Below are 24414 nucleotides of genomic sequence, written 5' to 3' on the forward strand. Positions count from 1 at the left end.
GGCCCCGCTTCCACGCTGGTAGGAGTCTCCCGTGACCACTGATGTCCTCGTCGCCGCCGACGCCCCGTCGGCCGAACCACCCTCACGTCGCGGAGGGCTGAGTCCGTTGACGCGCTACCTGCTCGTCCGGCTGGCGCTCGTCGTGCCCATGCTGTGGGTGCTGGTCACTCTCGTCTTCTTCCTCATGCGAGTGATCGGCGACCCGATCACCGCGGCCCAGGGCGGACGGCTCAGCTCGGCGCAGATCGACGAGCTCAAGGCCGAGGCCGGCCTGGACGCCCCACTGATCAACCAGTACCTCGAGTACCTGGGCAACATCGTCCGCGGCGACTTCGGCACGACCCTCACCGACAACCGCGAGGTCACCGACATCCTGCTGGTCAACGGCGCCGCCACGCTCGAGCTGTCGTTCTGGGCCCTCATCGTGGCCTTCTCCGTCGGCATCCCCCTCGGCCGGATCGCGGCGCGCCACCGCGACCGGTGGCAGGACGTGCTGCTGCGCCTGTTCGCGATCGTCGCCTATGCCGCGCCCGTCTTCTTCGTCGGCCTGCTGCTCAAGCTCGCGGTCGCGCCCTTCGGGTGGCCGACCTCGGGCCGCGCCTCGACCGCCACCGAGCTGACGCTCGCCAAGGTCGAGCCGCAGACCAACATCATGATCATCGACGCGATCCTGTGGGGGGAGCCCGAGTACATCTGGGACGTCCTGCAGCACGCCGTCCTGCCCGCCGTCGCCCTGGGCCTGCTGACCGGCGGCATCTTCCTGCGACTCGTGCGGGTCAACCTGCTCCAGACGATGCGTGCCGACTACGTGACGGCCGCACGAGCCCGGGGCGTCTCCGAGCGCCAGGTCGAGCGCAAGCACGCGTTCCGCAACGCGCTGGTCCCCGTCGTGACGGTCATGGGCATGCAGATCGCGATCCTGCTGGCCGGTGCCGTGCTCACCGAGACGACGTTCGAGTGGAAGGGGATCGGCTACGAGCTGGCCCAGTACCTGATCCGCCGCGACTTCCTCGCCGTGCAGGGCATCGTCACCGCGATCGCGTTCGTCGTGTGCATCGCCAGCTTCCTGATCGACGCCATCGTGGCGCTCGTCGACCCCCGAGTGAGGTTCTGATGCGTATCCCGGGACGCGGCGTCATCGCCCAGTCGCACGGCCTCCAGCGGTTCATGCTGCTGCTCGGCGTGTGCCTGATCGCCTTCTTCCTGCTGCTCGCGATCCTCGCCCCGTGGATCGCCCCGTACGACTTCAACCAGGTGCGGGGGGACGACGGCGTCCTGTTCGGCACCCAGCAGCCGCCCAGCGCCGACCACTGGTTCGGCACGACCGTGGGTGGCACCGACGTGCTGTCGCGTGTCGTCTATGGCGCGCGCACGGCCGTCGAGGTCATCATCTTGGCCGTCGTGGTCTCGGGCGTCGTCGGTGTTCCGCTCGGTCTCGTGTCCGGCTACCTCGGCGGCTGGCTCGACCGGGTGCTCGTGCTCGTGATGGACGCGCTCTATTCGTTCCCGTCGCTGCTGCTGGCGATCGTGGTGTCGATCGTCGTGTCCGGCGGCTCCAGTGGAGCCCTGGGCGGCATCGCGTCGGCCGCGATCTCGATCACCGTCATCTTCATCCCGCAGTACTTCCGCGTGATCCGCAACGCCACGCTCTCGGTCAAGAGCGAGCCCTACGTGGACTCGGCGAAGGTCGTCGGCGTGCGCACGCCGCGCATCCTGTTCCGTCACATCCTGGCGAACGTGGCGCAGACCCTCCCGGTCATCGCGACGCTCAACGCGTCCGAGGCGATCCTGACCCTGGCCGCTTTGGGCTTCCTGGGCTTCGGCATCGAGCCCTCGGCGGCCGCCGAGTGGGGCTACGACCTCAACAAGGCCATGCCCGACGCCACGAACGACATCTGGTGGACGGGCCTGTTCCCGGGCCTGGCGATCGTGCTGGTCGTGCTCGGGGTGACGCTGCTCGGCGAGAGCCTCAACGACATCACCAACCCGCTCCTGCGCACGCGTGCCGGCGACCAGGGCCCGAGCGAGCTCGAGATCGAGCTGGCCGAGGACCTGACGCCCGCCGACGAGCTCACGGGCACCGCCACGACCCCCTCATCGGACGCCTCCGATGGGACGAGGGAGAGGACGACCGTGCTGTCACTGTCCGACCTACGGGTGAGCTTCGGGACGGACGCCGGCCGGGTCGTGGCGGTGGACGGCGTGGGCTTCGACGTCGCACCCGGCGAGGTCGTCGCGGTGGTCGGCGAGTCCGGCTCGGGCAAGTCGGTCACGTCGCGTGCCGTCATGGGCCTGCTGCCGAACACGGCCCGGGTCAGCGGCTCCGCCATGCTGCACACCGAGGACGAGCGGGAGCGCGAGCTGATCGGCATGAGCCCGGCTCAGCTGCGGCCCATCCGCGGTGACGAGATCTCGATGATCTTCCAGGAGCCCGGCACGGCGCTCGACCCCGTCCGCACGGTCGGCTGGCAGCTGGTCGAGGCGATCCGCGCCCACCGCGACGTCGGCAAGTCCGAGGCCCGTCAGCGCGCGATCGAGCTGCTCGAGTCCGTCGGCCTGCCCGACCCCGAGCAGCGCGTCGACTACTACCCGCACCAGCTCTCGGGCGGGCAGAAGCAGCGCGTCGTCATCGCGATCGCGATCGCGTGCGAGCCCGACGTCATCGTCGCGGACGAGCCGACGACGGCCCTCGACGTGACCGTGCAGGCGGCGATCCTCGAGCTGCTGCTGGACCTGCGTGACCGGCTGGGCACGGCGATCGTCCTGATCACCCACAACATGGGGGTCGTCGCCGACATCGCCGACCGCGTCGTGGTCATGTACCGCGGCAACATCGTGGAGCAGGCCCCGGTCGACCAGCTCTTCGCGGCACCGGCGCACCCATACACGCGGGCGCTGCTCGGCGCGGTGCCCCACCTGGGCCGCGCATCGGACCGGAGCGAGGGTCCCGCGCCGCTCGAGGACGCACCCGTCGTGCTCGACCTGGACGACATCGTGGTCGAGTTCCCGGGTGGCTGGGGCGAACCGTCGTTCCGCGCCGTCGACCACGTCAGCCTGCAGGTCCATCGCGGCGAGGTGCTCGGCCTGGTCGGCGAGTCGGGATCGGGCAAGTCGACGCTCGGCCGCACGGCCGTCGGGCTGCAGCAGCCCACCTCGGGCGCGGTCCGCGTCGGTGGTGAGCTCGTCTCGGGCCTGAACGACGCCGACCTGCGTCCGTTCCGGCGCCACTTCGGCTTCGTCTTCCAGGACCCGGCCTCGTCGCTCAACCCGCGCCTGTCGATCCTCGACTGCATCGCGGAGCCGTTGCGCGTCCACACCGACCTGGAGGACGCGCAGGTGGGCGAGAAGGTCCGATCCCTGCTGGACTCGGTCGAGCTGCCGCGTGACTTCGCCGAGCGCTACCCGCACGAGCTGTCCGGTGGACAGCGCCAGCGGATCAGCCTGGCGCGCGCACTGGCGCTCGACCCCGACCTGCTGATCGCCGACGAGCCGACCTCCGCGCTCGACGTGTCGGTCCAGGACCGCGTGCTCGACCTCTTCCTCGAGCTGCAGCAGCGCCTGCAGTTCGCCTGCCTGTTCATCACGCACGACCTGGCGGTGGTCGACACGCTCGCGAACCGCGTCGCCGTGATGCAACGCGGCAGGCTGGTCGAGCTGGGACCGCGCGAGCAGGTGCTGCGCCAGCCGTCGCAGGACTACACGCGCAGCCTCATCGCCGCGGTTCCGGTGCCGGATCCGGCCGAGCAGCGGCGGCGCCGCGCGGCCCGCGGGGACCTGCTGACGGGGGCGTGAGCCTCAGTCACGACCCCAGGCGGGGACCTGGGCGCGACGTTCGAGTCCGAGCTTCGCGAGGACCGTCGAGACGTAGTTCTTGACGGTCTTCTCGGAGAGGAAGAGCGTGTCGGCTATCTCGCGGTTCGACCTGCCCAGTCGCAGCTCCTCGAAGACCTTGCGCTCCTGGGCGGTGAGGTCGGCCAAGGGGTCCGGCTGCGCCTGGCGACGCAGCCGCTGCAGCACCGAGTGGGTGACGGCAGGGTCGAGCAGTGACTGGCCGGCCGCCACGCGCTGGACCGCGTCGACGAGGTCGTTGCCGCGCACCTGCTTGAGCAGGAACCCGGAGGCGCCGGACATGATCGCCTCGAAGAGCGCCTCGTCGTCCTCGTACGAGGTCAGGATCAGCACGGCCGTGCGCTCGGTCTGCAGGCGGATGCTGCGGCACAGGTCGATGCCCGATCCGTCGGGCAGCCGCGCGTCCAGGACCGCCACGTCGGGCTTGGTCCGGGCGATGCCGGCGGCGGCCTCGTGGACCGTGCCGGCCTGACCGACGACCTCGATCGTCCCGGAGTCCTCGAGCAGGTCGGCGACGCCGCGCCGCACGACCTCGTGGTCGTCGAGCAGGAACACGCGGATCGTCTCGGTCACGGGGCCACCCTACGGACCGTCGGTGCCGTTGTGGCCGGATCGCGCAGCGGCGCCGTCCAGACCAGGCGGGTTCCCCGGCCTTCAGGTCCGGACCGGATCGTCAGCTCGCCGCCGAGCCGAGCCGCGCGATCGTGCAGGTTGGCCAGCCCGCTGGTCGGCACCTTGTCGCCCATCCCGACGCCGTCGTCGAGGATCTCGACCACGACGCGATCGCCGCCGACGTCCACCCTGAGCCGCACCTGCGTGGCGCGGGCGTGGCGCACGACGTTGGCCAGCGCCTCGTTCATGACGGCGTGCAGGTCGCTGCGCACACCGACGTCCATCCGGCTGAGGTCGCCCGAGATCTCGATCTCGGGCGGGAAGCCCAACGGCGCGGCGGCCGCCTTGAGCAGGCGGGTGAGCCGAGCGGCGTCGGTCGTGGCATCGGAGCCCAGCGCGAAGATCGCGCCACGCAGGTCGGCGATCGCGCGGTCGACGTGGTCGACGGCCTCGGCGGCGCGGCCCGCCCACGGCTCGTCGACCTTCTGCGCGATGCGATCGACCGACAGGCCGACCGCGAACAGGCGGCCGATCACGAGGTCGTGGAGGTCGCGCGCGATCCGGTTGCGGTCCTCGACCACCGCCATCCGCGCGAGCTCGGCCCGCGTCTGCTCGAGCTCGTCGAACAGGCGCGCGTTCGCGATGGCGGACCCGGCGACGGCGGCCAGGCCGGTGACGATCTGCTCGTCGTCGTCGGTGAACCCGCCCTCCTTCTCGGTCAGGTAGAGGTCACCGAAGACGCGTCCGTTGACCCGCAGCGGCACGCCGAGGAACGCGCCCATCGGGGGATGGTTCGGCGGGAAGCCGACCGACGCCGGGTGGGACGCGACGTCGTCGAGCCGTACGGGCGCCGACCCCTCGCCGAGGACGACGCCCAGCACTCCACGACCCCGCGGGAGCTCGCCGATCATCGCCGCCGTGTGCTCGTCGATGCCCTCGGTGAGGAACTCGACGAGCCCGTCCTCGGGCCGGGATCCCAGGACCCCGAGAGCGGCGTACCGGGCACCGGTGAGCTCGCGGGCCTGGCTCGTGATCCGCCGCAGGAGGCTCTCGAGATCGAGTTCCGACGTCACGGCCACCGCGGCCTCGACGACCTTCGCCCAGCGTCCGTCCTGGTTGTCCACGGCCCCACCGTATCGCCGGGGGCCGTGCCCTGTGTCCCTGCGAAGTCGGGACGTTCGGCCCTGCTCCGGTGACGCCTCACCGACGACAATGGAGGTGTCGGAAAGGACAAGCTGATGAGCACCAACACCATCGTCGTCGGAGTCGACGAGACTCCCGCCGGAGCCGCCGCCCTGTCGTGGGCCGCGCGCGAGGCCGAGCTCCGAGGAGCCGCCCTGAAGATCGTCCACGTGTGGCAGATCGACGCGGCCGTCGCCATGGCCGGAGCCGAGGTGCCGTGGATGGCCTATGAGACCGACGCCCGGACGAACGCCGGACGGTGGGTCGCCGAGACGATCGGCGCCGAGGACGCCTCCGGCGCGCCCCGCCGCATCGACGTCATCCAGGGCGCACCCGGACCGACCCTCGTCGAGGCGTCCCGCGATGCCGCGATGCTCGTGGTCGGCACCCGCGTGCACACCGGCATCAGTCGCGTCCTGTTCGGGTCGGTGAGCCACTACTGCCTGACCCATGCGCAGTGCGTCGTCGTCGCGGTCCCCTCCGTGGCCGCCGACGACTCCGCCGATCGGGACGGGGCGGACGCGCTGGCCGACGCCTGATCCCGGCCGTGGCTCGCGCGATCCCCACGTGCCGAGCCACCCGCAGCGGGACCTCGTTCCCCCCGTTCCCCCCGAGGTTTCCGCTCCCTTGGTCCCGATGGCACTCATGCCATCGGGACTAGGTTGGTTCGCATGATCGAACGAGTCCGCGAGCGTGCCTCGGAGGCGATCTTCGCGCGGGTCGCCGGACCCGAAGGTGCCGGGCGGCGCGACCGCATCCACGGCACCGCCGGCGTCCGCCGGTTCTCACCGTCCGACCCGATCTGGCGCGTCCACGCCGATCCGTCGATGTTCGTGGGCGGGATCCGCGCGCTGCTGCTGCAGTCACTGCACCCGCTCGCCATGGCGGGAGTCGACCAGCACTCCGGCTTTCGCGGCGATCCGTGGGGACGCCTCCAGCGCACGAGCGGCTTCATCGCCGAGACGACGTTCGCGACGACCACGCATGCCGACCGCGCGATCTCGGCGGTCCGCCGCATCCACGAGCGCGTCGCGGGGGAGGCGCCCGACGGACGCGCGTACGCGGCGTCGGACCCGCACCTGCTGCGCTGGGTCCACCTGGCCGAGATCGACTCCTTCCTGCGGGCCCACGACCGCTACGGATCCTCGCCGCTGTCGCCGGCCGAGCGTGACCTCTACGTCGCCCAGACCGCGGTGACCGCCCGGCTGCTCGGCGCCGAGGAAGTACCCGAGACCGTGTCCGAGCTGGACGCCGCCCTCGAGGCGCACCGGGCCGAGTTGCGGAGCACTCCGGCCGCGCGCGCCGCCGCGCGGTTCATGCTGCTCAACCCACCGGTGCCGCTCGCGATCCGCGCTCCGTACGGGATGCTCGCGGCCGCGGCCGTCGGCCTGTTGCCGCGGTGGGCACGAAGGCCGCTGCGCCTGCCGTGGCTGCCGCTGACCGAGGCCACGGCGGTGCGCGCAGGCGGCGTGGTCGTGACCCGCGCGATCGGCTGGGCCATGGCCCCGCCGGCTCGCTCGGCATGAGGAACCGGCCGAACCGCGCCACAATGAAGAACGACCCACCACACCCCTAGGAGTGACCTGTCGTGAACAAGCTCACCTTGTTGGCCGCCGTCGGCGTCGGATACGTCCTCGGAACCCGCGCAGGACGCGGCCGGTACGAGCAGATCAAGCAGCAGGCCGAGAAGGTCTGGAGCAACGACGCCGTGCAGTCCACCGTGGACAAGGCCCAGGACAGTGCCAAGCACACGGCGTCCGATGTCGGCCACCGGGTCGCCGAGACGGCCAAGGACGTGTCCGGCGTCGTGACCGAGAAGGTCAAGACCGCCGCCGACCACACGAAGGACAAGGTCTCGCACCGCTCCGACAGCGGCACGGACACCGACACCCACATCGGCGCGCCCGACTCCAGCGCGACGCCGATGAACCCCACGGACCCGCCCGGTGCCGAGGCTCCCGGGTACAGCAGTCCCGAGGGCCTGCGCGCCGGAGCTGCCGCGGCCGACGCCGGCAGCTCGTTCGACATCGACGAGGCCGGCTCGGACGACTTGGCCAGCGCTCCCAACCCGATCGCGGACGACCGTCCCGGGGACGCGCGCTCCTGATGCGCCTGCGGATCTTCACCGAGCCGCAGCAGGGCGCGTCGTACGACGACCTGCTCGCCGTCGCCACCGTGGCCGAGCAGGCGGGATTCGACGCGTTCTTCCGGTCGGACCACTACCTGGCGATGGGCGGGGACGGCCTTCCGGGGCCGAGTGATGCCTGGATCACCCTGGCCGGACTCGCCCGCGACACCTCGACGATCCGTCTCGGCACGCTGGTCACGAGCGCGACGTTCCGGCACCCCGGACCGCTCGCGATCAGCGTGGCGGGGGTCGACCAGATGAGCGGCGGGCGGGTCGAGCTGGGCCTGGGCGCCGGCTGGTTCGATGCCGAGCACCGCGCGTACGGCATCCCGTTCGTCGACACGCCCGAGCGGTTCGACCGCCTCGAGGAGCAGCTCGAGATCGTGACCGGGCTGTGGAGCGACGCCAGCGGATCCTTCTCGTTCCACGGCAAGCACTACGAGCTGCAGGACTCCCCGGCACTCCCCAAGCCGGCACAGGAGCGGCTGCCGGTGATCATCGGTGGCAAGGGCAAGCGCCGTACCCCGGCCCTGGCCGCCCGGTTCGCCGACGAGTTCAACATCCCGTTCGAGTCGGTCGACTTCACCCGGACGCAGTTCGGACGGGTCCGCACAGCGTGCGAGGCGGCCGACCGCGATCCCGACTCGCTGACCTACTCGAACGCCCTCGTGCTGTGCGCGGGTGCGGACGAGGCCGAGGTCGCCAGGCGTGCCGCGGCGATCGGTCGCGAGGTCGACGAGCTGCGCGAGAACGGCTTGGCCGGCACTCCTGCCGAGATCGTCGACAAGATCGGCACGTACGCGGAGACGGGCGCCGAACGGCTCTACCTGCAGGTGCTGGACCTGTCCGACCTGGACCACCTGCGCCTGGTGGCCGAGGAGGTCATGCCGCACGTCTGAGGGCCGAATGACAACGATGTCATTTACCCACAGGCTTGCCCACAGCTGGGGAGAACCGGCGAGAATTCGTCCACACGTTCGGATCTCAGGGCCGGCCCAGGTCGAGCGTGCCCCGCTCCATCTCCTGGGTGAGCGACCGGAGGAACTCGACGAGTGCGGGTCGCGCCTCGTCGGGGACCGCCGCGGCGATCTCCTTCATCCGCTGGTGCATGTCGGCGAGGTGCTCGGCCATCTCGCGCCGGGCCCGCTCGGTCGGGACGAGCAGGACCGAACGGCGGTCACGCGGATGGGGCCGGCGCTCGAGGTGGTCACTGGCGACCAGCCGGTCGACCAGGACCGTGACGGCCGCCGTGCTGATCCCCAGGTGGTCGGCCAGCCGGCGCGGGGTGACCCCCGGTGAGTCCGAGGGCGACTCACCCCGCTCGACCTCCTCGACGACGCGGATGACGTGCCGCAGGGAGCGCAGGTCGGTGGGGTTGACCCTCATCGCCCCGCTGAGGCGGGTGCGCATGTCGCGGTCGGCGCGGACCAGGTGGCGAACGGCGCGCAGCAGGTCGCGCTCGTCCGGGGTGTAGTCGGGCGCCACCGGGGTACGTGGATCTCGAGGCGACGGCACTCCAGCAGTATAGACACTGTCTAGACGAGTTGATTACTAGATCGTTTAGCAATACTGTTCGAGGGTCACCAGGAGGATCCATGGAGCACGCGCTCGATCACTCCCGCGCCCCCGACGGCGCGGGATCCTCGCGCGCCCGCACGCCGGACCTGCCGGATCGCCTCCCGCACGGTCACCCCGACGACCTCGTGGTGCTGCTCGACGAGGAGCGCCGCCCGGTGGGCTCGGCCCCCCGCGAATCGGTGCACGACCAGGACACGCCCCTGCACCTGGCGTTCTCGTGCTACCTCGTCGATGAGCAGGACAGGATCCTGCTGACCCGTCGCGGACTGGGGAAGCGATCCTGGCCCGGTGTGTGGACCAACTCCTTCTGCGGCCATCCTCGTCCCGGCGAGGACCCGGTCGACGCCGTCCGGCGCCACGGGCGGGGCGAGCTCGGAGTCCACACCCACTCCGTCGAGCCCGTCCTGCCGGACTTCGCCTACCGCGCGGTCGACGCGTCCGGAGTCGTCGAGAACGAGGTGTGCCCCGTCTTCGTCGCCCGCACCGACGACCCCGTGCGCCCCCACCCCGACGAGGTCGCCGAGACACGGTGGGTCCCGCTCAGCGAGCTGCGCGCGACGATTCGCCTCGCGCCGTGGGCCCTGAGCCCGTGGCTCGTCGAGCAGGCGGCGGCACTCGACGCCGCCGATGCGTGGCATCTGCTGCGTCAGGACGAGGAGATGGCCTCATGAGCCTGCAGACCGAGCTCGACTCGTTGCTCCACTCCGGCAGCGTGCCCGGCCTGGACCGCGACCACCGCGCCCTGTTGTCCGCGCTCGAGCTGGGGAGCTCGGGTGGCAAGCGATTCCGCCCGTGGCTCGTCACGACCGTTCACGCGGCCCTTGGCGGCGCCCAGCCCGACGAGGTCGTGGACGCGGTCGCCGCCGCCACCGAGCTGCTTCACACCGCCTTCGTGATCCACGACGACGTCATCGACCACGACGACACCCGGCGCGGCCGCCCGAGCGTGCCTGGCTGGTTCCGCGCCGACGCCGTCGAGCTGGGCGTCGATCCGGCTGGTCACGACACGTACTCCCGCGCCGGCGCGATCCTCGCGGGTGACCTCGCCCTGACGGCGGCCGTGCGCGCCGTCGCCACCTGCGGAGTCGATCAACGAACGACGAACCGGCTGCTCAACCTGCTCGACGCCACCTTGCATGCCTCGGCCGCCGGCGAGCTGGCCGACGTGCGCCTGGCCCTCGCGGCCGACATGCCCGCGGCTGAGGAGGCGCTGGCGGTGTCGGAACAGAAGACCGCCGTCTACTCCTTCGTGCTTCCCCTGCAGGCGGGCGCCGTGCTGGCCGGTGCCGACGATGCCCTGGTGCACGCGCTGGGCCAGGTCGGTCGCGCCCTCGGCATCGCCTTCCAGCTGTGTGACGACCTGAACGGCGTCTTCGGCGACCCCGCCACGACCGGCAAGGACCACCTCGGCGACCTCCGCGAGGGCAAGCGCACTCCGCTCATGGTGCATGCCGCCGGCACGTCCGCGTGGTCCCGGATCGCCCCGCACCTGGGCGACCCGGACCTGACCGACGACCACGCCGCCTCGGTGCGCGAGGCGCTCGAGTCCTGCGGCTCCCGCGGCTTCGTCGAGGACCTCGCCGCCCGCCACCTGACGGCGGCGGGCGATCAGGCAGCGGCGCTCGGCCTGCGCCGGAGCCTGTTGGATCCGCTGCTGGAGTTCGCGTGGGGAATCGACCCCGCCACACGGGCCGGTGCCGCATGACCACCGAGCCGCACGAGCTGTACGACTCCGTGGCGGAGGGTGCGGCCGCGCTGGTGATCAAGCGGTACTCCACCTCGTTCTCGCTGGCGTCGCGACTGCTGGCCGAGCCCGTCCGCACCCGTGTCTGCAACATCTACGCGCTGGTGCGCGTGGCCGACGAGATCGTCGACGCACCGCGTCCGCACGGCGACCACGACCAGCAGGTCAGCCTGCTCGACTCCCTGCAGGCCGAGGTGCACGCTTCACTCGAGACGGGTCACAGCGCGAACCTCGTCGTGCACGCCTTCGCGCGCACGGCTCGCGCGTGCGGCATCGGCCGCGATCTGATCGACCCGTTCTTCGCCTCGATGCGCACCGACCTGTTCCGCACCGAGCACGACCGCGCCAGCTTCGACGAGTACGTCCACGGCTCGGCCGAGGTCGTCGGATTGATGTGCCTGCGGGCGTTCCTGGTCGACGAGCCAATGCCGGACCGTCGCTACGAGCAGCTGTCCGAGGGTGCCAGCCGCCTCGGCGCCGCGTTCCAGAAGGTCAACTTCCTGCGCGACCTCGGCGACGACAACGGCGACCTCGGCCGCAGCTACCTGCCGGGGCTGCACCCCGACCGCTTCGACGAGTCGGTCCGCGACGAGCTGCTCGACGACATCGAGGCCGACCTGGCCGCCGCGGCGGCCGTGATCCCGCGGCTGCCCGCCAGCAGCCGACGTGCGGTGGCCGCGGCGCACGCGCTGTTCGCCGAGCTGGCACGCCGCCTGCGGTCGACGCCCGCCGCTCGCATCCGCACGGAACGGGTCCGCGTCCCCGGCCCGACGAAGGCGCGCGTCATCGCCCGCGCCGTGGCGGTGGGCGTCTCGTGAAGCGCGTGACGGTGATCGGCGGGGGCATCTCGGGACTCGCCACCGCGGCCCTGTTGGCCGAGGACGGGTGGTCGGTCGACCTGCTCGAGCAGCGCGACGACCTGGGCGGCCGCGCCGGCAGTTGGAGCAGCGACGGGTTCCGGTTCGACACCGGGCCCTCCTGGTACCTCATGCCCGAGGTCTTCGAGCACTTCTTCCGCCTGCTCGGCACCACCGCGCAGGAGCAGCTGGACCTCGTGCGCCTCGATCCGGGCTACCGCGTCTTCTTCGAGGGCGTGGCGCAGCCCGTCGACGTCCAGGCCGGTCGGGCCCAGAACGTCGCCCTGTTCGAGTCCATCGAAGCGGGCGCCGGGCAGCGCCTGGAGCAGTACCTCGACTCCGCGGCCGACACCGCGACGATGGCCATCGACCACTTCCTCTACACGAGCTTCGACCGGCCGGCCAACCTGCTCGCCACCGACATCCTGCGGCGGGCGCCTCGGCTCGCCGGCCTGCTGGGACGGTCGCTGGAGGCGCACGTCGCGGCCCGGTTCAGCGATCCGCGCCTGCGCCAGATCCTCGGGTACCCCGCGGTCTTCCTGGGCTCGTCGCCGTCGAGGACGCCCAGCATGTACCACCTGATGAGCTCCATGGACCTCGAGGACGGCGTGCTGTACCCGCAGGGCGGGTTCTCGACGCTCATCGACGCCATCGCCGACCTGGCCCGGGCCCGGGGCGTCCGCATCCGGACGGGCGCGACCGCGATCGGGATCGACACGGCCCGTCTCGACGGTGGTCGTCCCTCGTCGCGGCGCGCGCGGGTCACGGGCGTGACCTTCCGGACCGACGCGGGTGTCGAGCAGGTCGCCGCTGACGTGGTGGTCGGCGCCTCCGACCTGCACCACCTCGAGACGCGGCTCCTGCCGTCGCACCTGCAAACCTATCCCGCCTCGTGGTGGAAGCGACGCGATCCCGGCCCCGGTGCCGTGCTCGCGTACCTGGGCGTCCGCGGACGGCTGCCCGAGCTGGCGCACCACACGATGTTCTTCACGAACGACTGGGAGCGGAACTTCGACGACGTCCTCGGCCGTCCCGGACGGATCCCGGACCCGGCGTCGTCCTACGTCTGCCGCCCGTCCGCCACCGATCCATCGGTCGCACCCGAGGGGGACGAGAACCTCTTCGTCCTCGTGCCCGTGCCGGCCGACGTCGGCCTGGGACGAGGGGGGATCGACGGTGCCGGCGATCCCGTGATCGAGCAGGCCGCCGATGCCGCGATCGCCCAGGTCTCGCAGTGGGCCGGCGTGCCCGACCTGGCCGAGCGGATCACGGTGCGGCGCACGGTCGGGCCCGGTGACTTCGCTGCCGACCTCAACGCGTGGTCGGGCGGAGCGCTGGGTCCCGCGCACGTCCTGCGCCAGAGCGCGTTCCTGCGCGGTCGGAACGCGTCGAAGCGGGTCGAGGGCCTGCTGTACGCCGGGTCCAGCACCCTTCCCGGGATCGGGCTGCCGATGTGCCTGATCAGCGCCGAGCTCGTGCTGAAGCGCCTGCGTGGCGATCGGTCGGCCGGTCCGACCGTGGAACCCGCGACCACTACGGTGATCGCGTGAGCTGGGTGTACCTGCTGAGCGTCCTCGTCTCGGGGTTCTGCATGGGGCTGGTCGACCGTCGTTGGCGGCTGTTCCTCTTCCGCAGGCCCGCGCACGCCGTCGTCGCCCTCTCGGTCGGCTTCGTGTTCTTCCTGGCCTGGGACTTCGTGGCGATCGCGCTCGAGGTCTACGTGCGCGGCGACTCACCGGCGATGACCGGGATCGAGGTCGCACCCGAGCTGCCGCTCGAGGAGCTGTTCTTCATCGCCTTCCTCTGTTACGTGACCGGTGTGCTCTACGGCCTGTTCACCCACCTGCTGCATCCCCGGGAGGGCCTGCGATGAGCTACCTCGCACTGGCGCTGGTCTTCGTCGCGGTGACGATCCCGGTGATGGCCATCGCGATCGTCACGCGCCGGCCCAGCGGGCGCTGGTGGCTCGCCGTGGGCCTCACCGCCCTGTCGCTCATCGTCCTGACGGCGATCTTCGACAGCATCATGATCGCGGCCGACCTCTTCCGGTTCGACGAGTCGTCCCTGGTGGGTGCGCACGTCGGGCTGGCGCCCGTCGAGGACTTCGCCTGGCCCCTCGCGGCCACCATCTTGATCCCCTCGACGCTGTTGCTGCTGACGAACCGCCGCCGTGTCCACGGTGCCGAGCCCGCCCAGGACCGCGAGTGAGCACAGCGGGTCAGGTCCTGGCCTCGTCGCGCCCTCTCTCGTGGATCAACACCGCCTTTCCGTTCGGCGCCGCGTACTTGTTGGCCGGAGGCGGCCCGGACCTCGCGTTCTGGGTCGGCTGCCTGTGGTTCCTGATCCCGTACAACCTGCTGATGTACGGGATCAACGACGTCTTCGACTACGAGTCCGACCTGCGCAACCCGCGCAAGGGCGGCGTCGAGGGGATCGTGCTCGACCGTCGGGTCCACCGGGTCACGATCGTGGCGGCGGTGGCCTCGAACGTCCCCTTCGTCGTGGTGCTGGCCGCGATGGGCTCGGCGGCCTCGAACCTCGTGCTGGCGATCAGCGTCTTCGCGGTCGCGGCGTACTCGGTCCCCGTGCTGCGCTTCAAGGAGCGTCCCTTCCTGGACTCGATCACGTCCAGCACGCACTTCGTCAGCCCGGCCGTGTTCGGTCTGGCGCTGGCCGACGCACGCGGTGCCGGTGTCGAGGTCGACCTCACCGTGGTGGCCGCCCTGGCCGGGTTCTTCGCCTGGGGCATCGGGTCGCACGCCTTCGGGGCTGTCCAGGACGTCACGGCGGACCGGGCGGCCGGCATCGGCTCGATCGGCACGGCACTGGGCGCGCGCAACACGACGTGGTTCGCCCTGACCGCCTACCTGGTCGGTGGCGTGTTCCTGCTGGCGCTTCCGTGGCCGGCCATGCTGTCGGCGCTGCTGGTGCTGCCCTACGTGGTGAACATCGCGCCGTACCTGTCGATCACCGACGAGACGTGTGAGGCCGCGAACGTCGCGTGGCGCCGGTTCCTGTGGTTGAACTTCGCGTCAGGGTTCCTCGTGACGCAGCTGCTGATCTGGATCGCGTTGCGCTGATCAGCGGCGTAGGCGGACCTGCCAGCGCTCCCACGGAGGGCTCACGGCCCAGTTCAGCCGCAACGTCAGGATGGCGCGCTGCATCCGGCGCCTCAACTGCGTGGCGCCCTGCACGGACCGGCCCGAGACGCCCACCCGCAGGCGGTTGTCGTAGCGGATCACCGACTGCGGCCCCAGGGCGAACGCCAGGTCCATGTCGTCGTGCACGTCCTCGTGGCGGTGGACCCGGTGGCGGACCAGCTCCCAGCTGGTGCGGCGCATCGCCATGCTCGATCCCCACAGCGGCGTGTGGCCCAGGGCCAGGTGCGTGAGCACGTAGTACGCACCGAGGTAGGCCAGCAGCGCCAGTTGGCGCAGGACCGGCGGGAGGTCGTGGAAGTGCCCCGGCCCTGTCACCGCGTCGACACGCGGGTCCGCCATGGCCCGCGCGACCTGAGCGATCCAGTCCGGTCCCGGGCGCGAGTCGGCGTCGAGCCGGGCGATGACGTCGCCGCGTGCCGCGTCGTAGCCGGTGGCCGCCGCGGGTGGGATGCCCAGCACGGGCTCGGCCACCACCCGGGCGCCGTGCTTCTCGGCCACGGCCGCCGAGTCGTCCGAGCAGGCGTTGTCGACCACGACCACCTCGTACGGCGCGAGCGTCTGCACCGCCAGCAGCTCGAGGCACGCCCGCAGCTGGTCCGCGTCGTCGTGCACGGGGATCACGACCGAGATCGTCGGGGTGCTCACGGGCGCGGCTCCGCGGCGGAGGTGCGGCTGACGAGCATCGCCGCGACCACGGCACCGACCGCACCCGCCGCCAGATCACCGAGGGTGTCGTCATAGCCGACCTGGATGCGGTCGTCGATCCACGTGTGGCCGATCCACTCGAGGAACTCCCACACGACGGCGAGCGAGACCGCCGCGCCACTGGTGACGACGAACGTGCCCAGCCGCGGACGCTGGAGACGGACGTCGTCGTGGTGCGGCAGGGCCCCCACCCGCACGAGCACCTGCCACGTGACGGCACCGATCAGCCCGGTCGCCGCACCGTGGACCACGAGGTCAAGTCCCGGGACGGCCAGGTACCAGTCGAGCTGGGCCGCCCAACCCGCCACCAACAAGGTCGCGCAGTAGGTGGCGTCGAGCCACAGCGACGTGCCGAGCGCACGCGGGATGAACAGGGCGCCCAGGACGAGGAAGAACAGCGCGAACCCGACCCAGCCGCCGATGATCGTGGCGGCGACGACGCTGAGGATGCCGGCTCCGCGCAACGCGTCGGCGGGCAGCAGCGGCATTCGGTCATCCTACTGAGCGGCCTCTGGGGTGGACGTGGTCCTCGAGCTCGGCCTCGTCGTCCGCCATCGTGAACGGCACGAGCGCGCGGCTCACCACGCCGGTCGCCAGGACGACCGCGAACGACACCGTGAAGGCGATTCCGCACAGGAATCCCAGCGCGAGCGCGATCATGACCGACCCTGGTCACTGGTCATCGTGATCACCTCCGGCGTGGCCGCCTCGTCCGTGATCCTGGAGAGCAGCAGCCCTCCGGATCCGGACGTCGGCGCACGACGGACACCGGAATCACATCGGTGTCATTTGTCCCCAGGTCTACCCACAGCTGGGGATGAACGACCCCAGCTGTGGGTGGGACAGGGTCAGATGCGACGCGATCCCGGCTCGTCCTCCGGCGGGACCGGCCGGCCCTCGTCACCGACGTCACCGTGGACGTCACGATCCGAGACGGGCCCGCCGTGCTTGTACGCCGTCCGGTCCTGCGAGGTCGCCTCCTGCGTGCGGGACGCCACGTCGTCGCGATGGCCGTCCCGGACGTCGGGGTCGATCTCGTCGGCCTTGGCCAAGCGGTGGTCGGCGTGCTGCTTGACCTCGCTGGCCTCATTCTTCAGTTCCTCGGCCCGGCGCTCGAGGCGCTCGGCCTCGAGGCGGGCCTGCTCGGCGTCTGCGCCGGCGGCGGCGGCGGTGGCCTCGGTCTGACGGGCGCTCACGGTGGCCTGGCGGCCCTCGTCGCGCAGGCGCGTGGCCTCCTCGCGGTGCTTGCGCTCCTGCTCGAGGCGGCGCCTCTCCTTGTCCTTCTTGCCCTTGGTGAGCGCGTAGGCGAGTGCGGCCAGCAGCAACAGCGCCACGACGGCGATCAGGATCCAGACCCAGGGGTCGACGTTGTCCATGACTCAGCTCTCCTCGCAGGCCGCGGCTGCGTCGGTCGACGCTGGAGCGCCGGGCCCTCGTCCTCCTTGGTACCGCGATTCGCAGGTGGCCGCAGGTCGAGGACGCAGGAAAGCGAGAAGCCGCAGGGCGAACCTGCGGCGATCTGGTGGAGCCTAGGGGACTCGAACCCCTAACCCCCTGCTTGCAAAGCAGGTGCGCTACCAATTGCGCCAAGGCCCCGTGAGGGAGGTGTCAGACGGAGTCGCTGTGCGCGGCCCACGGATCGGACTGGGCGGCGTTGCGGCGACGGGAGAACCAGATCGCACCGGCGATCGTGGCCGCGAGGGCGAGGATCTTCTTCATCGTCGATTCCTCCTTCGGTGGGCCTAGATGGACTTGAACCATCGACCTCTTCCTTATCAGGGAAGCGCTCTAACCGAGCTGAGCTATAGGCCCGTGCAGCAATAGACGAGATTACCGTAAGCCCCCGCAGAACTCACAATCGGGTCCCCGCAGGCGGCACGAGAACGCCCGCCATCCCATGGATGACGGGCGAAACTCGTACTTGCGGAGCGTGGCGCCTACTTGCGCTCGCCGAAGGTCAGCTCGACGCCGCCGAGGATGCCGGCGGCCAGGTTGTACAGGTGCGCGGCGATCGTGGCCAGGGCCGTCATGAAGATCACGTTGAGGCTGGAGATCAGCAACGTCACGCCGACGACCCGGCCGAAGCCGAGGTAGTCGGTGATGTCGAACGCGGCGGCGTCATCGGCCAGCACGTTCGAGACGCTGTCGTTCAGCGCACCCCACACGCCGGTGATCTGCAGGACGACCCAGAACACAGTCACGGCGACGACGCTCACGACCATGAGGGCGACCGCGACGACGAATGCCATCTTCGTGACGCTCCACGGCTCGATGTGGCTCAGCTTGAGCCGGGCCGAGCGACTCGAGGCGGACTCGGCCGCGGGCGCCGTCTTCGTCTCCTGGGCCGGCGCCTTCGCCGTGGCGGTCTTGGGCTCGGGCCGCTTGAGCAGCGGCTTCTTCTGCTCGGGCTTCGGCTCCGCCTTCTTCTGCTCAGGCGCGGGCGTGGCCGGCGCCGGAGCAGCAGGTGCCGGCGCCGAGGGCGTGGCGGCCGCAGCAGCAGCACCGGCGACGCCACCGGCCGCAGCGACTCCGGCCACCGGAGCGGCGGGATCCTGCTGGGCCGTCGGGGCCTTCTTCGCCGCCTGCTTGGCCGGCTTCTTGGGCTCCGGCTTCTTCTGCTCGGGCTTCTTCTGCTCGGGCTGCGGAGCCTTGGGAGCGGTCGGCGGCGCGTCCGTCACGGCCTGGAACGTCTGCGTGGGACGGTCGTCGACCTCGGGCCGCGGTTTCTTCGGCGCCGGAGCCGGTTGGTCGTCTCGGACGGCCGGGATCACCGAGGTGGCGTCCGGTGAGGACTTCGTGGTGCGGGCGTACTCGTCCTTGCTGATCGGACGGCGCGCCGTGACCGTGGGTGTGGTGCCGTTCGCCTTGGCGTTGGCAGCCGGCGTGCCGGACTGCTGGCCGGACTCGTTCGGCTTGTTGTCACTCACTGGTGTCCCCATCTGCACTCGACGTGTCGGTCGTCTCGTCCGTGGAGTCCTCGACGGTCAGATCGGTGTTGCGCGCGATGGTCACGACCCGGTCATTGCCCTTGAACTTCACGAAACTCACTCCCATGGTGCCACGGCCCTTGACAGGAACCCCGGACACGAGGCTGCGAGTGATCTGTCCTGACTCCGTCACGCTGATGACATCGTCGTCGTCTCGCAGCACCATGCCCCCCACCAGCTCGCCTCGCGACTCGGTGATCTGCATGGCCTTGATGCCCAGGCCGCCACGCCCCTGGAGGCGGTACTCGCCGATACGCGTCTTCTTCGCGAAGCCACCGTCGGTGACCGTGAAGACGTACAGCTTGCGGCTGTCGGACTCGTCGCCCTCGCCCTCCTCGTCGGCGCCGGCAAGGATGACCGACATCGACAGCAGCGAGTCGTCGTCGCGGAACTTCATGCCCGTGACGCCCGAGGTGGCGCGGCCCATGGGACGCAGCTGCTCGTCGTCCGCCCGGAAGCGGATCGACTGCGCCTTGCGGCTGATCAGCAGGATGTCGTCCTCGGGCGAGACCAGCTCGGCGCCGACCAGCTCGTCGTCGTCGTCGCGGAAGTTGATCGCGATGACGCCGGCCTGGCGGGGGCTGTTGTAGTCCGTGAGGCGCGTCTTCTTGACCAGTCCCCTCCTCGTGGCCAGCACGAGGTAGGGCGCCTGCTCGTAGTCGCGGATCGCCAGGACCTGCGCGATCTCCTCGTCCGGCTGGAAGGCCAGCAGGCCGGCGACGTGGCCGCCGCGAGCGTCGCGGCCGCCCTCGGGCAGGTGGTACGCCTTGGCGCGGTACACCCGGCCGGCGGTCGTGAAGAACAGGATCCAGTGGTGCGCCGTCGTGGAGAAGACGTGCTCGACGACGTCCTCGCCGCGCAGCGATGCGCCACGGACGCCCTTGCCGCCGCGGTTCTGCACGCGGTAGAGGTCGGACTTGGTGCGCTTGGCGTAGCCGCCCTTGGTGATCGTGACGACGAGCTCCTCGTCGGGGATCAGGTCCTCGTCGGACAGGTCGCCGTCCGCCGCGATGATCTTGGTGCGGCGGTCGTCGCCGTACTTGGCGACGATCTCGGCCAGCTCCTCGCCGACGATCTCGCGCTGACGCGCCTCGCTGGCCAGGATCAGCTTGTACGCGGCGATCTCGGCCTCGATCTGGGCGAGGTCGTCGATGATCTTCTGGCGCTCGAGCGCGGCCAGGCGGCGCAGCTGCATGTCGAGGATCGCCGTGGCCTGGAGCTCGTCGATGTCGAGCAGGTCCATCAGGCCGTGGCGGGCCTCGTCGACCGTGGGGCTGCGGCGGATCAGCGCGATCACGTCGTCGAGCAGGTCGAGCGCCTTGACCAGGCCGCGCAGGATGTGGGCGCGCTCCTCGGCCTTGCGCAGGCGGTACTCGGTGCGACGACGGATGACGCTGACCTGGTGGTGGATCCAGTGCGAGATGAACCCGTCGAGCGTCAGCGTGCGGGGGACCTCGTCGACGATCGCCAGCATGTTGGCACTGAAGTTCGTCTGCAGGTCGGTGTGCTTGTACAGGTTGTTCAGCACGACGCGGGCCACGGCGTCACGACGGATCTCGATGACGATGCGGCGTCCGGCACGATCGCTGGACTCGTCGCGCAGGTCGCTGATGCCCTGGACGCGGCCGGTCTGGGCCAGGTCCGCGATCTTGCGCATCAGGCCGTCGGGGTTCACCTGGTACGGCAGCTCGGTGACGACGAGCTGCATGCGTCCCTTGGTGTCCTCCTCGATGTTCACCACGGCGCGCATCGGGACCGAGCCGCGACCCGTGCGGTACATGTCCTCGATGCCGCTGCTGCCGACGATGAGGCCGTCGGTGGGGAAGTCAGGGCCCTTGATGCGCGCCAGGAGCGCCTCGAGGAGCTCCTCACGCGAGGCGTCGGGGTGCTCGAGCGCCCACTGGACGCCCTCGGCGACCTCGCGCAGGTTGTGCGGCGGGATGTTGGTGGCCATGCCCACCGCGATGCCGGCGGAGCCGTTGACCAGCAGGTTCGGGATGCGCGCCGGGAGGACGGACGGCTCCTGCGAGCGACCGTCGTAGTTGGGCTTGAAGTCGACGGTCTCCTCGTCGATGTCACGCACCATCTCCATGGCGATGGGCGCGAGCTTGCACTCGGTGTACCGCATCGCGGCCGCGGGGTCGTCGCCCGGCGATCCGAAGTTGCCCTGGCCGCTGATCATCGGCGCGCGCATCACCCACGGCTGCGCGAGGCGCACGAGGGTGTCGTAGATCGCCGAGTCGCCGTGCGGGTGGTACTGACCCATGACGTCACCGACGATGCGGCTGCACTTGTTGAAGCCGCGGTCGGGACGGTACCCGCCGTCGTACATCGCATACAGCACCCGGCGGTGCACCGGCTTGAGCCCGTCGCGCACATCGGGCAGCGCACGAGCGACGATGACGCTCATGGCGTAGTCGATGTACGAGCGCTGCATCTCGTCCTGCAGCTCGACCGGCTCGGTGCGGTCGCCTTCGATCGGGGTGTCGGTCACTTCTGTGTCCTTCGTTCCGTGGTCTGGCCTCGCCGGCTCGCTTCGCTCACCGTGCTGCTCGACCACCGGTGGATCATGGGGTGGGGGTCAGGTCAGATGTCGAGGAAGCGGACGTCTTTGGCGTTCCGCTGGATGAACGAGCGTCGCTGGTCGACGTCCTCGCCCATGAGGATCGTGAAGATCTCGTCGGCCACGGCCGCATCGGCCAGGGTCACCTGGCGCAGCAGTCGGCCGTCGGGATCCATCGTGGTCTCCCACAGCTCGCTGGCGTTCATCTCGCCCAGACCCTTGTAGCGCTGGACCGGGGCCTCCTTCGGCAGGCGGTAGCCCGACTCGAGGCCGGCGGCCATGATGGCGTCCCGCTCGGCGTCGGAGTAGGCCAGCTCGTGCCCGTGGTTGGTCCACTTGATCTTGTACAGCGGCGGCTGGGCCAGGTACACGTGGCCCGCGTCGATGAGCGGCTTCATGAACCGGAACAGCAGCGTCAGCAGCAGCGTGGTGATGTGCTGGCCGTCGACGTCGGCATCGGCCATCAGCACGATCTTGTGATAGCGCAGCTTGGCGATGTCGAAGTCCTCGTGGACGCCGGTGCCCAGGGCGCTGATGATCGCCTGGACCTCGGTGTTCTGCATGATCTTGTCGATCCGCGCCTTCTCGACGTTGAGGATCTTGCCGCGCAGCGGGAGGATCGCCTGGGTCGCGGGGTTGCGGCCGTTGCGGGCGGAGCCGCCGGCCGAGTTGCCCTCGACCACGAAGATCTCGCACTCCTCGGGGTTACGGCTGGAGCAGTCGATCAGCTTGCCCGGCAGGCCGCCACCGGAGCCGAAGCCCTTGCGGTTGCGGGCCAGGTCGCGCGCCTTGCGGGCCGCGACGCGAGCCGCGGCGGCGTCGATCGACTTGCGGATGATCGTCTTGCCCTCGGACGGGTTGCGCTCGAGCCAGGCGCCCAGCTCGTCGTTGAGCACCTGCTGGACGAAACCCTTCGCCTCGGTGTTGCCGAGCTTCGTCTTGGTCTGGCCCTCGAACTGCGGCTCCTCGAGCTTGATCGAGATGATCGCCGTGAGGCCCTCGCGGATGTCGTCGCCCGTGAGGCGGTCTTCCTTCTTCTTGATGAGGTTGTTGGCCTCGGCGAAGCGGTTGACCGTGGTGGTCAGCGCCGCGCGGAAGCCCTCCTCGTGGGTGCCGCCCTCGTGCGTGTTGATCGTGTTGGCGAACGTGTGCACCGACTCGCTGAAGCTGTCGTTCCACTGCATCGCGAGCTCGAGGGACAGGCCGTTCTCGGCGTCCTCGCGCTCGAGGCTGATGATCTCGCGGTGGATGGGCGCCTTGCTGCCGACGTTGATGTGGTTGACGTAGTCGACCAGGCCGTTGTCGTAGCGGAAGGTGACCTCGCGCTCGACGTCGTCGACGACGCCCTCGCTGGGGTCGGTGTCGTCGGCGTGGCGCTCGTCGCGCAGCGTGAGCTCGAGTCCCTTGTTGAGGAACGCCATCTCGCGGAAGCGCGTCTTGAGCGTCTCGTAGTCGTAGGTCGTCGTCTCGAAGATCGTGTCCGAGGCGTAGAACGTGGTGGTCGTGCCGGTCTCGTCGGTCTCCTCCTCGCGCACGAGGGGGGCGTCCGGGACGCCGTACGTGAACGACTGGGTCCAGCGGTAGCCGTCGCGCTTGACCTCGACGTACAGCTTGGTCGACAGCGCGTTCACGACCGAGACGCCGACGCCGTGCAGGCCACCCGAGACCTTGTAGCCGCCGCCGCCGAACTTGCCGCCGGCGTGCAGGGACGTGAGCACCAGCGTGACGGCGGGGATCTTCTCCTCGGGGTGCTCGTCGACCGGGATGCCGCGACCGTCGTCGATGACCCTCACGCCGCCGTCGGCCTGCAGCACCACCTGGATGTTGGTGGCGTAGCCGGCGAGGGCCTCGTCGACGGAGTTGTCGACGACCTCGTAGACGAGGTGGTGCAGACCACGCTCGCCCGTCGAGCCGATGTACATGCCGGGACGCTTGCGAACCGCCTCGAGGCCCTCCAGGACCTGGATGTTGCTCGCGTCGTACGTCGTGGGAGTCTCGGGCGCTTGGGTCACCCCTCCAGTATACGGGCCCATTCTGTGCGTCCCAGCGCACGACACCTCCTGTGGACCGCTGGATCTTTGTCCACAGTTGCCGCTGAACGGCTCCAGAAGGCGGCTGGGAGTCCCGCTCAGGGGGCCGACCAAGGTTCCCATCGTCCGCGGGGCCCTGCGACGGTCTCGTCGGCCGCTGCGCCTCGCGGCCCCCGCTCAGACCGGCACGTTGAACCCGAGCAGCGCCGCCGACCGGCCGTCGTCGGACAGCTCCAGCGTCGTGACCGCGACGTTGCGGACCTTCGGCATGACGTGGCGGTACCGGTTGGGATCGATGCCCACGAGCGTGCACAGGACGAGGCGCAGCAGGGTCGAGTGCATCACCACGAGCGCCGGGACGGGGGACTGCGTCGCGAGGGCGCGCAGCTCCGGCAGGGCTCGCTCGACGGCGGCGTGACCGGCCTCGCCGCCCGGCAGCGGTGACTCGGCGGGACGGTCCAGGAACCGCGCGAGGTCCTCGGGGAAGCGCTCGGCCATCTCGGCCCGGGTGAGTCCCTCTCCCCGGCCGAAGTCGACCTCGCGCAGCAGCGGGTGCACGTCCAGCTCGAGTCCCAGGGCCCGCGCCGCCGGGGTCGCCGTCACGATCGCGCGCGTCAGGTCCGAGCTGTGCACCGTGAGCGGTCCGTGGGCCGCCGCCCAGTCGCCGAGAGCGCGGGCCTGCTCCAGCCCGCGCTCCGTCAGTCCGACGTCGGAGGACCCGGCGTACCGGTTCTCCGCGTGCCACACGGTCTCGCCGTGCCGGGCCAGGTGGATCACCGAGGTCATGCGAGCCATCCTCGGGCACGCCACGCATCGGCCAGCCGGCCGTGCACCTCGAGCAGCCGTTGCGACGACTCCGCGCGCGGCTCGACGACGGACGCGACGCCCGACATCGCCCGCACGAGCGCGGTCCAGTCCGCCTCGGTCCGGGCGTCGACGATCGCGGACGCGCCGAGGATCGCGGCGCCGACGGCGGGCTCGGCCGACCGGGGGATCGTCACGGGACGCTCGAGCATGT

The 24414-nt window shown here is 70.6% G+C and carries 24 protein-coding genes, 2 tRNA genes and 1 pseudogene; 13 read left to right on the forward strand and 14 right to left on the reverse strand.

What is annotated here, in order from left to right; translation table 11 throughout:
* The first annotated feature begins 31 nt into the window (after positions 1-31).
* Positions 32-1114: an ABC transporter permease gene (locus RT323_RS06165; protein WP_313405943.1), complete on the forward strand. Its 1083-nt coding sequence runs from the start codon at positions 32-34 to the stop codon at positions 1112-1114.
* Entirely contained in the window at positions 1114-3792 is a 2679-nt protein-coding gene (locus RT323_RS06170) for a dipeptide ABC transporter ATP-binding protein (protein WP_313405946.1), read from the forward strand. Before RT323_RS06165 ends, RT323_RS06170 begins: the two co-directional genes overlap by 1 nt.
* A 3-nt stretch (positions 3793-3795) precedes the next feature.
* On the opposite strand, the gene RT323_RS06175 is transcribed toward RT323_RS06170, so the two are convergent.
* Together RT323_RS06175 and RT323_RS06180 are read right to left on the reverse strand one after the other, a co-directional pair.
* Complete coding sequence (locus RT323_RS06175; RefSeq protein WP_313405948.1) at positions 3796-4422, reverse strand: response regulator transcription factor; 627 nt, start codon at positions 4420-4422, stop codon at positions 3796-3798.
* Complete coding sequence (locus tag RT323_RS06180) at positions 4419-5585, reverse strand: GAF domain-containing protein (protein ID WP_313405950.1); 1167 nt, start codon at positions 5583-5585, stop codon at positions 4419-4421. The genes RT323_RS06175 and RT323_RS06180 overlap by 4 nt, the downstream gene beginning before the upstream one ends.
* Positions 5586-5699: 114 nt before the next feature.
* Between RT323_RS06180 and RT323_RS06185 the strand changes: the two genes are divergently transcribed.
* The 4 genes from RT323_RS06185 (at position 5700) to RT323_RS06200 (ending at position 8670) form a co-directional block, all read left to right on the forward strand.
* On the forward strand, positions 5700-6182 hold the full coding sequence (locus RT323_RS06185) for a universal stress protein (protein ID WP_313405953.1): 483 nt from the start codon (positions 5700-5702) through the stop codon (positions 6180-6182).
* 132 nt (positions 6183-6314) lie between these two features.
* On the forward strand, positions 6315-7169 hold the full coding sequence (locus RT323_RS06190; RefSeq protein WP_313405955.1) for an oxygenase MpaB family protein: 855 nt from the start codon (positions 6315-6317) through the stop codon (positions 7167-7169).
* Between the two features lie 62 nt (positions 7170-7231).
* Positions 7232-7750: a hypothetical protein gene (locus RT323_RS06195; RefSeq protein WP_313405957.1), complete on the forward strand. Its 519-nt coding sequence runs from the start codon at positions 7232-7234 to the stop codon at positions 7748-7750.
* Positions 7750-8670, forward strand: a complete 921-nt coding sequence (locus RT323_RS06200) for an LLM class F420-dependent oxidoreductase (RefSeq protein WP_313405960.1) — start codon at positions 7750-7752, stop codon at positions 8668-8670. Before RT323_RS06195 ends, RT323_RS06200 begins: the two co-directional genes overlap by 1 nt.
* Before the next feature lie 85 nt (positions 8671-8755).
* On the opposite strand, the gene RT323_RS06205 is transcribed toward RT323_RS06200, so the two are convergent.
* Positions 8756-9286 (reverse strand): MarR family transcriptional regulator, encoded by a 531-nt coding sequence (locus RT323_RS06205; protein WP_313405963.1) that lies wholly within the window; start codon positions 9284-9286, stop codon positions 8756-8758.
* Between the two features lie 80 nt (positions 9287-9366).
* Between RT323_RS06205 and idi the strand changes: the two genes are divergently transcribed.
* The 7 genes from idi to RT323_RS06240 are packed head-to-tail and all read left to right on the forward strand — an operon-like array spanning position 9367 to position 15030.
* Complete coding sequence (gene idi, locus RT323_RS06210; RefSeq protein ID WP_313405965.1) at positions 9367-10020, forward strand: isopentenyl-diphosphate Delta-isomerase; 654 nt, start codon at positions 9367-9369, stop codon at positions 10018-10020.
* Positions 10017-11054: a polyprenyl synthetase family protein gene (locus RT323_RS06215; protein ID WP_313405967.1), complete on the forward strand. Its 1038-nt coding sequence runs from the start codon at positions 10017-10019 to the stop codon at positions 11052-11054. The genes idi and RT323_RS06215 overlap by 4 nt, the downstream gene beginning before the upstream one ends.
* Positions 11051-11911, forward strand: a complete 861-nt coding sequence (locus RT323_RS06220; RefSeq protein ID WP_313405970.1) for a squalene/phytoene synthase family protein — start codon at positions 11051-11053, stop codon at positions 11909-11911. Before RT323_RS06215 ends, RT323_RS06220 begins: the two co-directional genes overlap by 4 nt.
* Positions 11908-13500, forward strand: a complete 1593-nt coding sequence (gene crtI / locus RT323_RS06225; RefSeq protein ID WP_313405972.1) for a phytoene desaturase family protein — start codon at positions 11908-11910, stop codon at positions 13498-13500. Before RT323_RS06220 ends, crtI begins: the two co-directional genes overlap by 4 nt.
* Positions 13497-13823 carry a lycopene cyclase domain-containing protein gene (locus RT323_RS06230; RefSeq protein ID WP_313405974.1) on the forward strand — a complete coding sequence of 109 codons (327 nt, stop codon included), beginning with the start codon at positions 13497-13499 and terminating at the stop codon, positions 13821-13823. Before crtI ends, RT323_RS06230 begins: the two co-directional genes overlap by 4 nt.
* On the forward strand, positions 13820-14158 hold the full coding sequence (locus RT323_RS06235; protein WP_313405975.1) for a lycopene cyclase domain-containing protein: 339 nt from the start codon (positions 13820-13822) through the stop codon (positions 14156-14158). The genes RT323_RS06230 and RT323_RS06235 overlap by 4 nt, the downstream gene beginning before the upstream one ends.
* Positions 14155-15030: a prenyltransferase gene (locus tag RT323_RS06240; protein WP_313405977.1), complete on the forward strand. Its 876-nt coding sequence runs from the start codon at positions 14155-14157 to the stop codon at positions 15028-15030. Before RT323_RS06235 ends, RT323_RS06240 begins: the two co-directional genes overlap by 4 nt.
* Here the strand turns inward: RT323_RS06240 and RT323_RS06245 are convergent, their stop codons facing one another.
* From RT323_RS06245 to RT323_RS06295, 11 genes and pseudogenes are all read right to left on the reverse strand, one after another.
* Positions 15031-15756, reverse strand: a complete 726-nt coding sequence (locus RT323_RS06245; protein ID WP_313405979.1) for a glycosyltransferase — start codon at positions 15754-15756, stop codon at positions 15031-15033.
* Positions 15753-16304: a hypothetical protein gene (locus RT323_RS06250; RefSeq protein WP_313405981.1), complete on the reverse strand. Its 552-nt coding sequence runs from the start codon at positions 16302-16304 to the stop codon at positions 15753-15755. The genes RT323_RS06245 and RT323_RS06250 overlap by 4 nt, the downstream gene beginning before the upstream one ends.
* Before the next feature lie 4 nt (positions 16305-16308).
* Positions 16309-16476, reverse strand: coding sequence for a hypothetical protein (locus RT323_RS06255; RefSeq protein WP_313405984.1), 168 nt, complete (start codon positions 16474-16476; stop codon positions 16309-16311).
* 188 nt (positions 16477-16664) lie between these two features.
* Positions 16665-17192, reverse strand: coding sequence for a hypothetical protein (locus tag RT323_RS06260; protein WP_313405986.1), 528 nt, complete (start codon positions 17190-17192; stop codon positions 16665-16667).
* Positions 17193-17336: 144 nt separating this feature from the next.
* Positions 17337-17412, reverse strand: a tRNA-Ala gene (locus tag RT323_RS06265).
* A 141-nt stretch (positions 17413-17553) separates the two neighbouring features.
* Positions 17554-17628, reverse strand: a tRNA-Ile gene (locus tag RT323_RS06270).
* A 125-nt stretch (positions 17629-17753) separates the two neighbouring features.
* On the reverse strand, positions 17754-18743 hold the full coding sequence (locus RT323_RS06275; RefSeq protein ID WP_313405988.1) for a DUF3566 domain-containing protein: 990 nt from the start codon (positions 18741-18743) through the stop codon (positions 17754-17756).
* A complete protein-coding gene (gene gyrA / locus RT323_RS06280; RefSeq protein ID WP_313405989.1) occupies positions 18736-21297 on the reverse strand; it encodes a DNA gyrase subunit A in 2562 nt (853 codons plus the stop codon). Before gyrA ends, RT323_RS06275 begins: the two co-directional genes overlap by 8 nt.
* 92 nt (positions 21298-21389) lie before the next feature.
* On the reverse strand, positions 21390-23399 hold the full coding sequence (gene gyrB, locus RT323_RS06285) for a DNA topoisomerase (ATP-hydrolyzing) subunit B (RefSeq protein ID WP_396172099.1): 2010 nt from the start codon (positions 23397-23399) through the stop codon (positions 21390-21392).
* A 174-nt stretch (positions 23400-23573) separates the two neighbouring features.
* Positions 23574-24182 carry a histidine phosphatase family protein gene (locus RT323_RS06290; RefSeq protein ID WP_313405992.1) on the reverse strand — a complete coding sequence of 203 codons (609 nt, stop codon included), beginning with the start codon at positions 24180-24182 and terminating at the stop codon, positions 23574-23576.
* A pseudogene (locus RT323_RS06295) lies at positions 24179-24414 on the reverse strand (hypothetical protein); the annotation flags it as partial. The pseudogene RT323_RS06295 and the gene RT323_RS06290, both read right to left, overlap by 4 nt.

The sequence above is a fragment of the Aeromicrobium sp. genome (genome assembly GCF_032084975.1).
In the GTDB taxonomy this organism is placed as follows: Bacteria; Actinomycetota; Actinomycetes; order Propionibacteriales; family Nocardioidaceae; genus Aeromicrobium.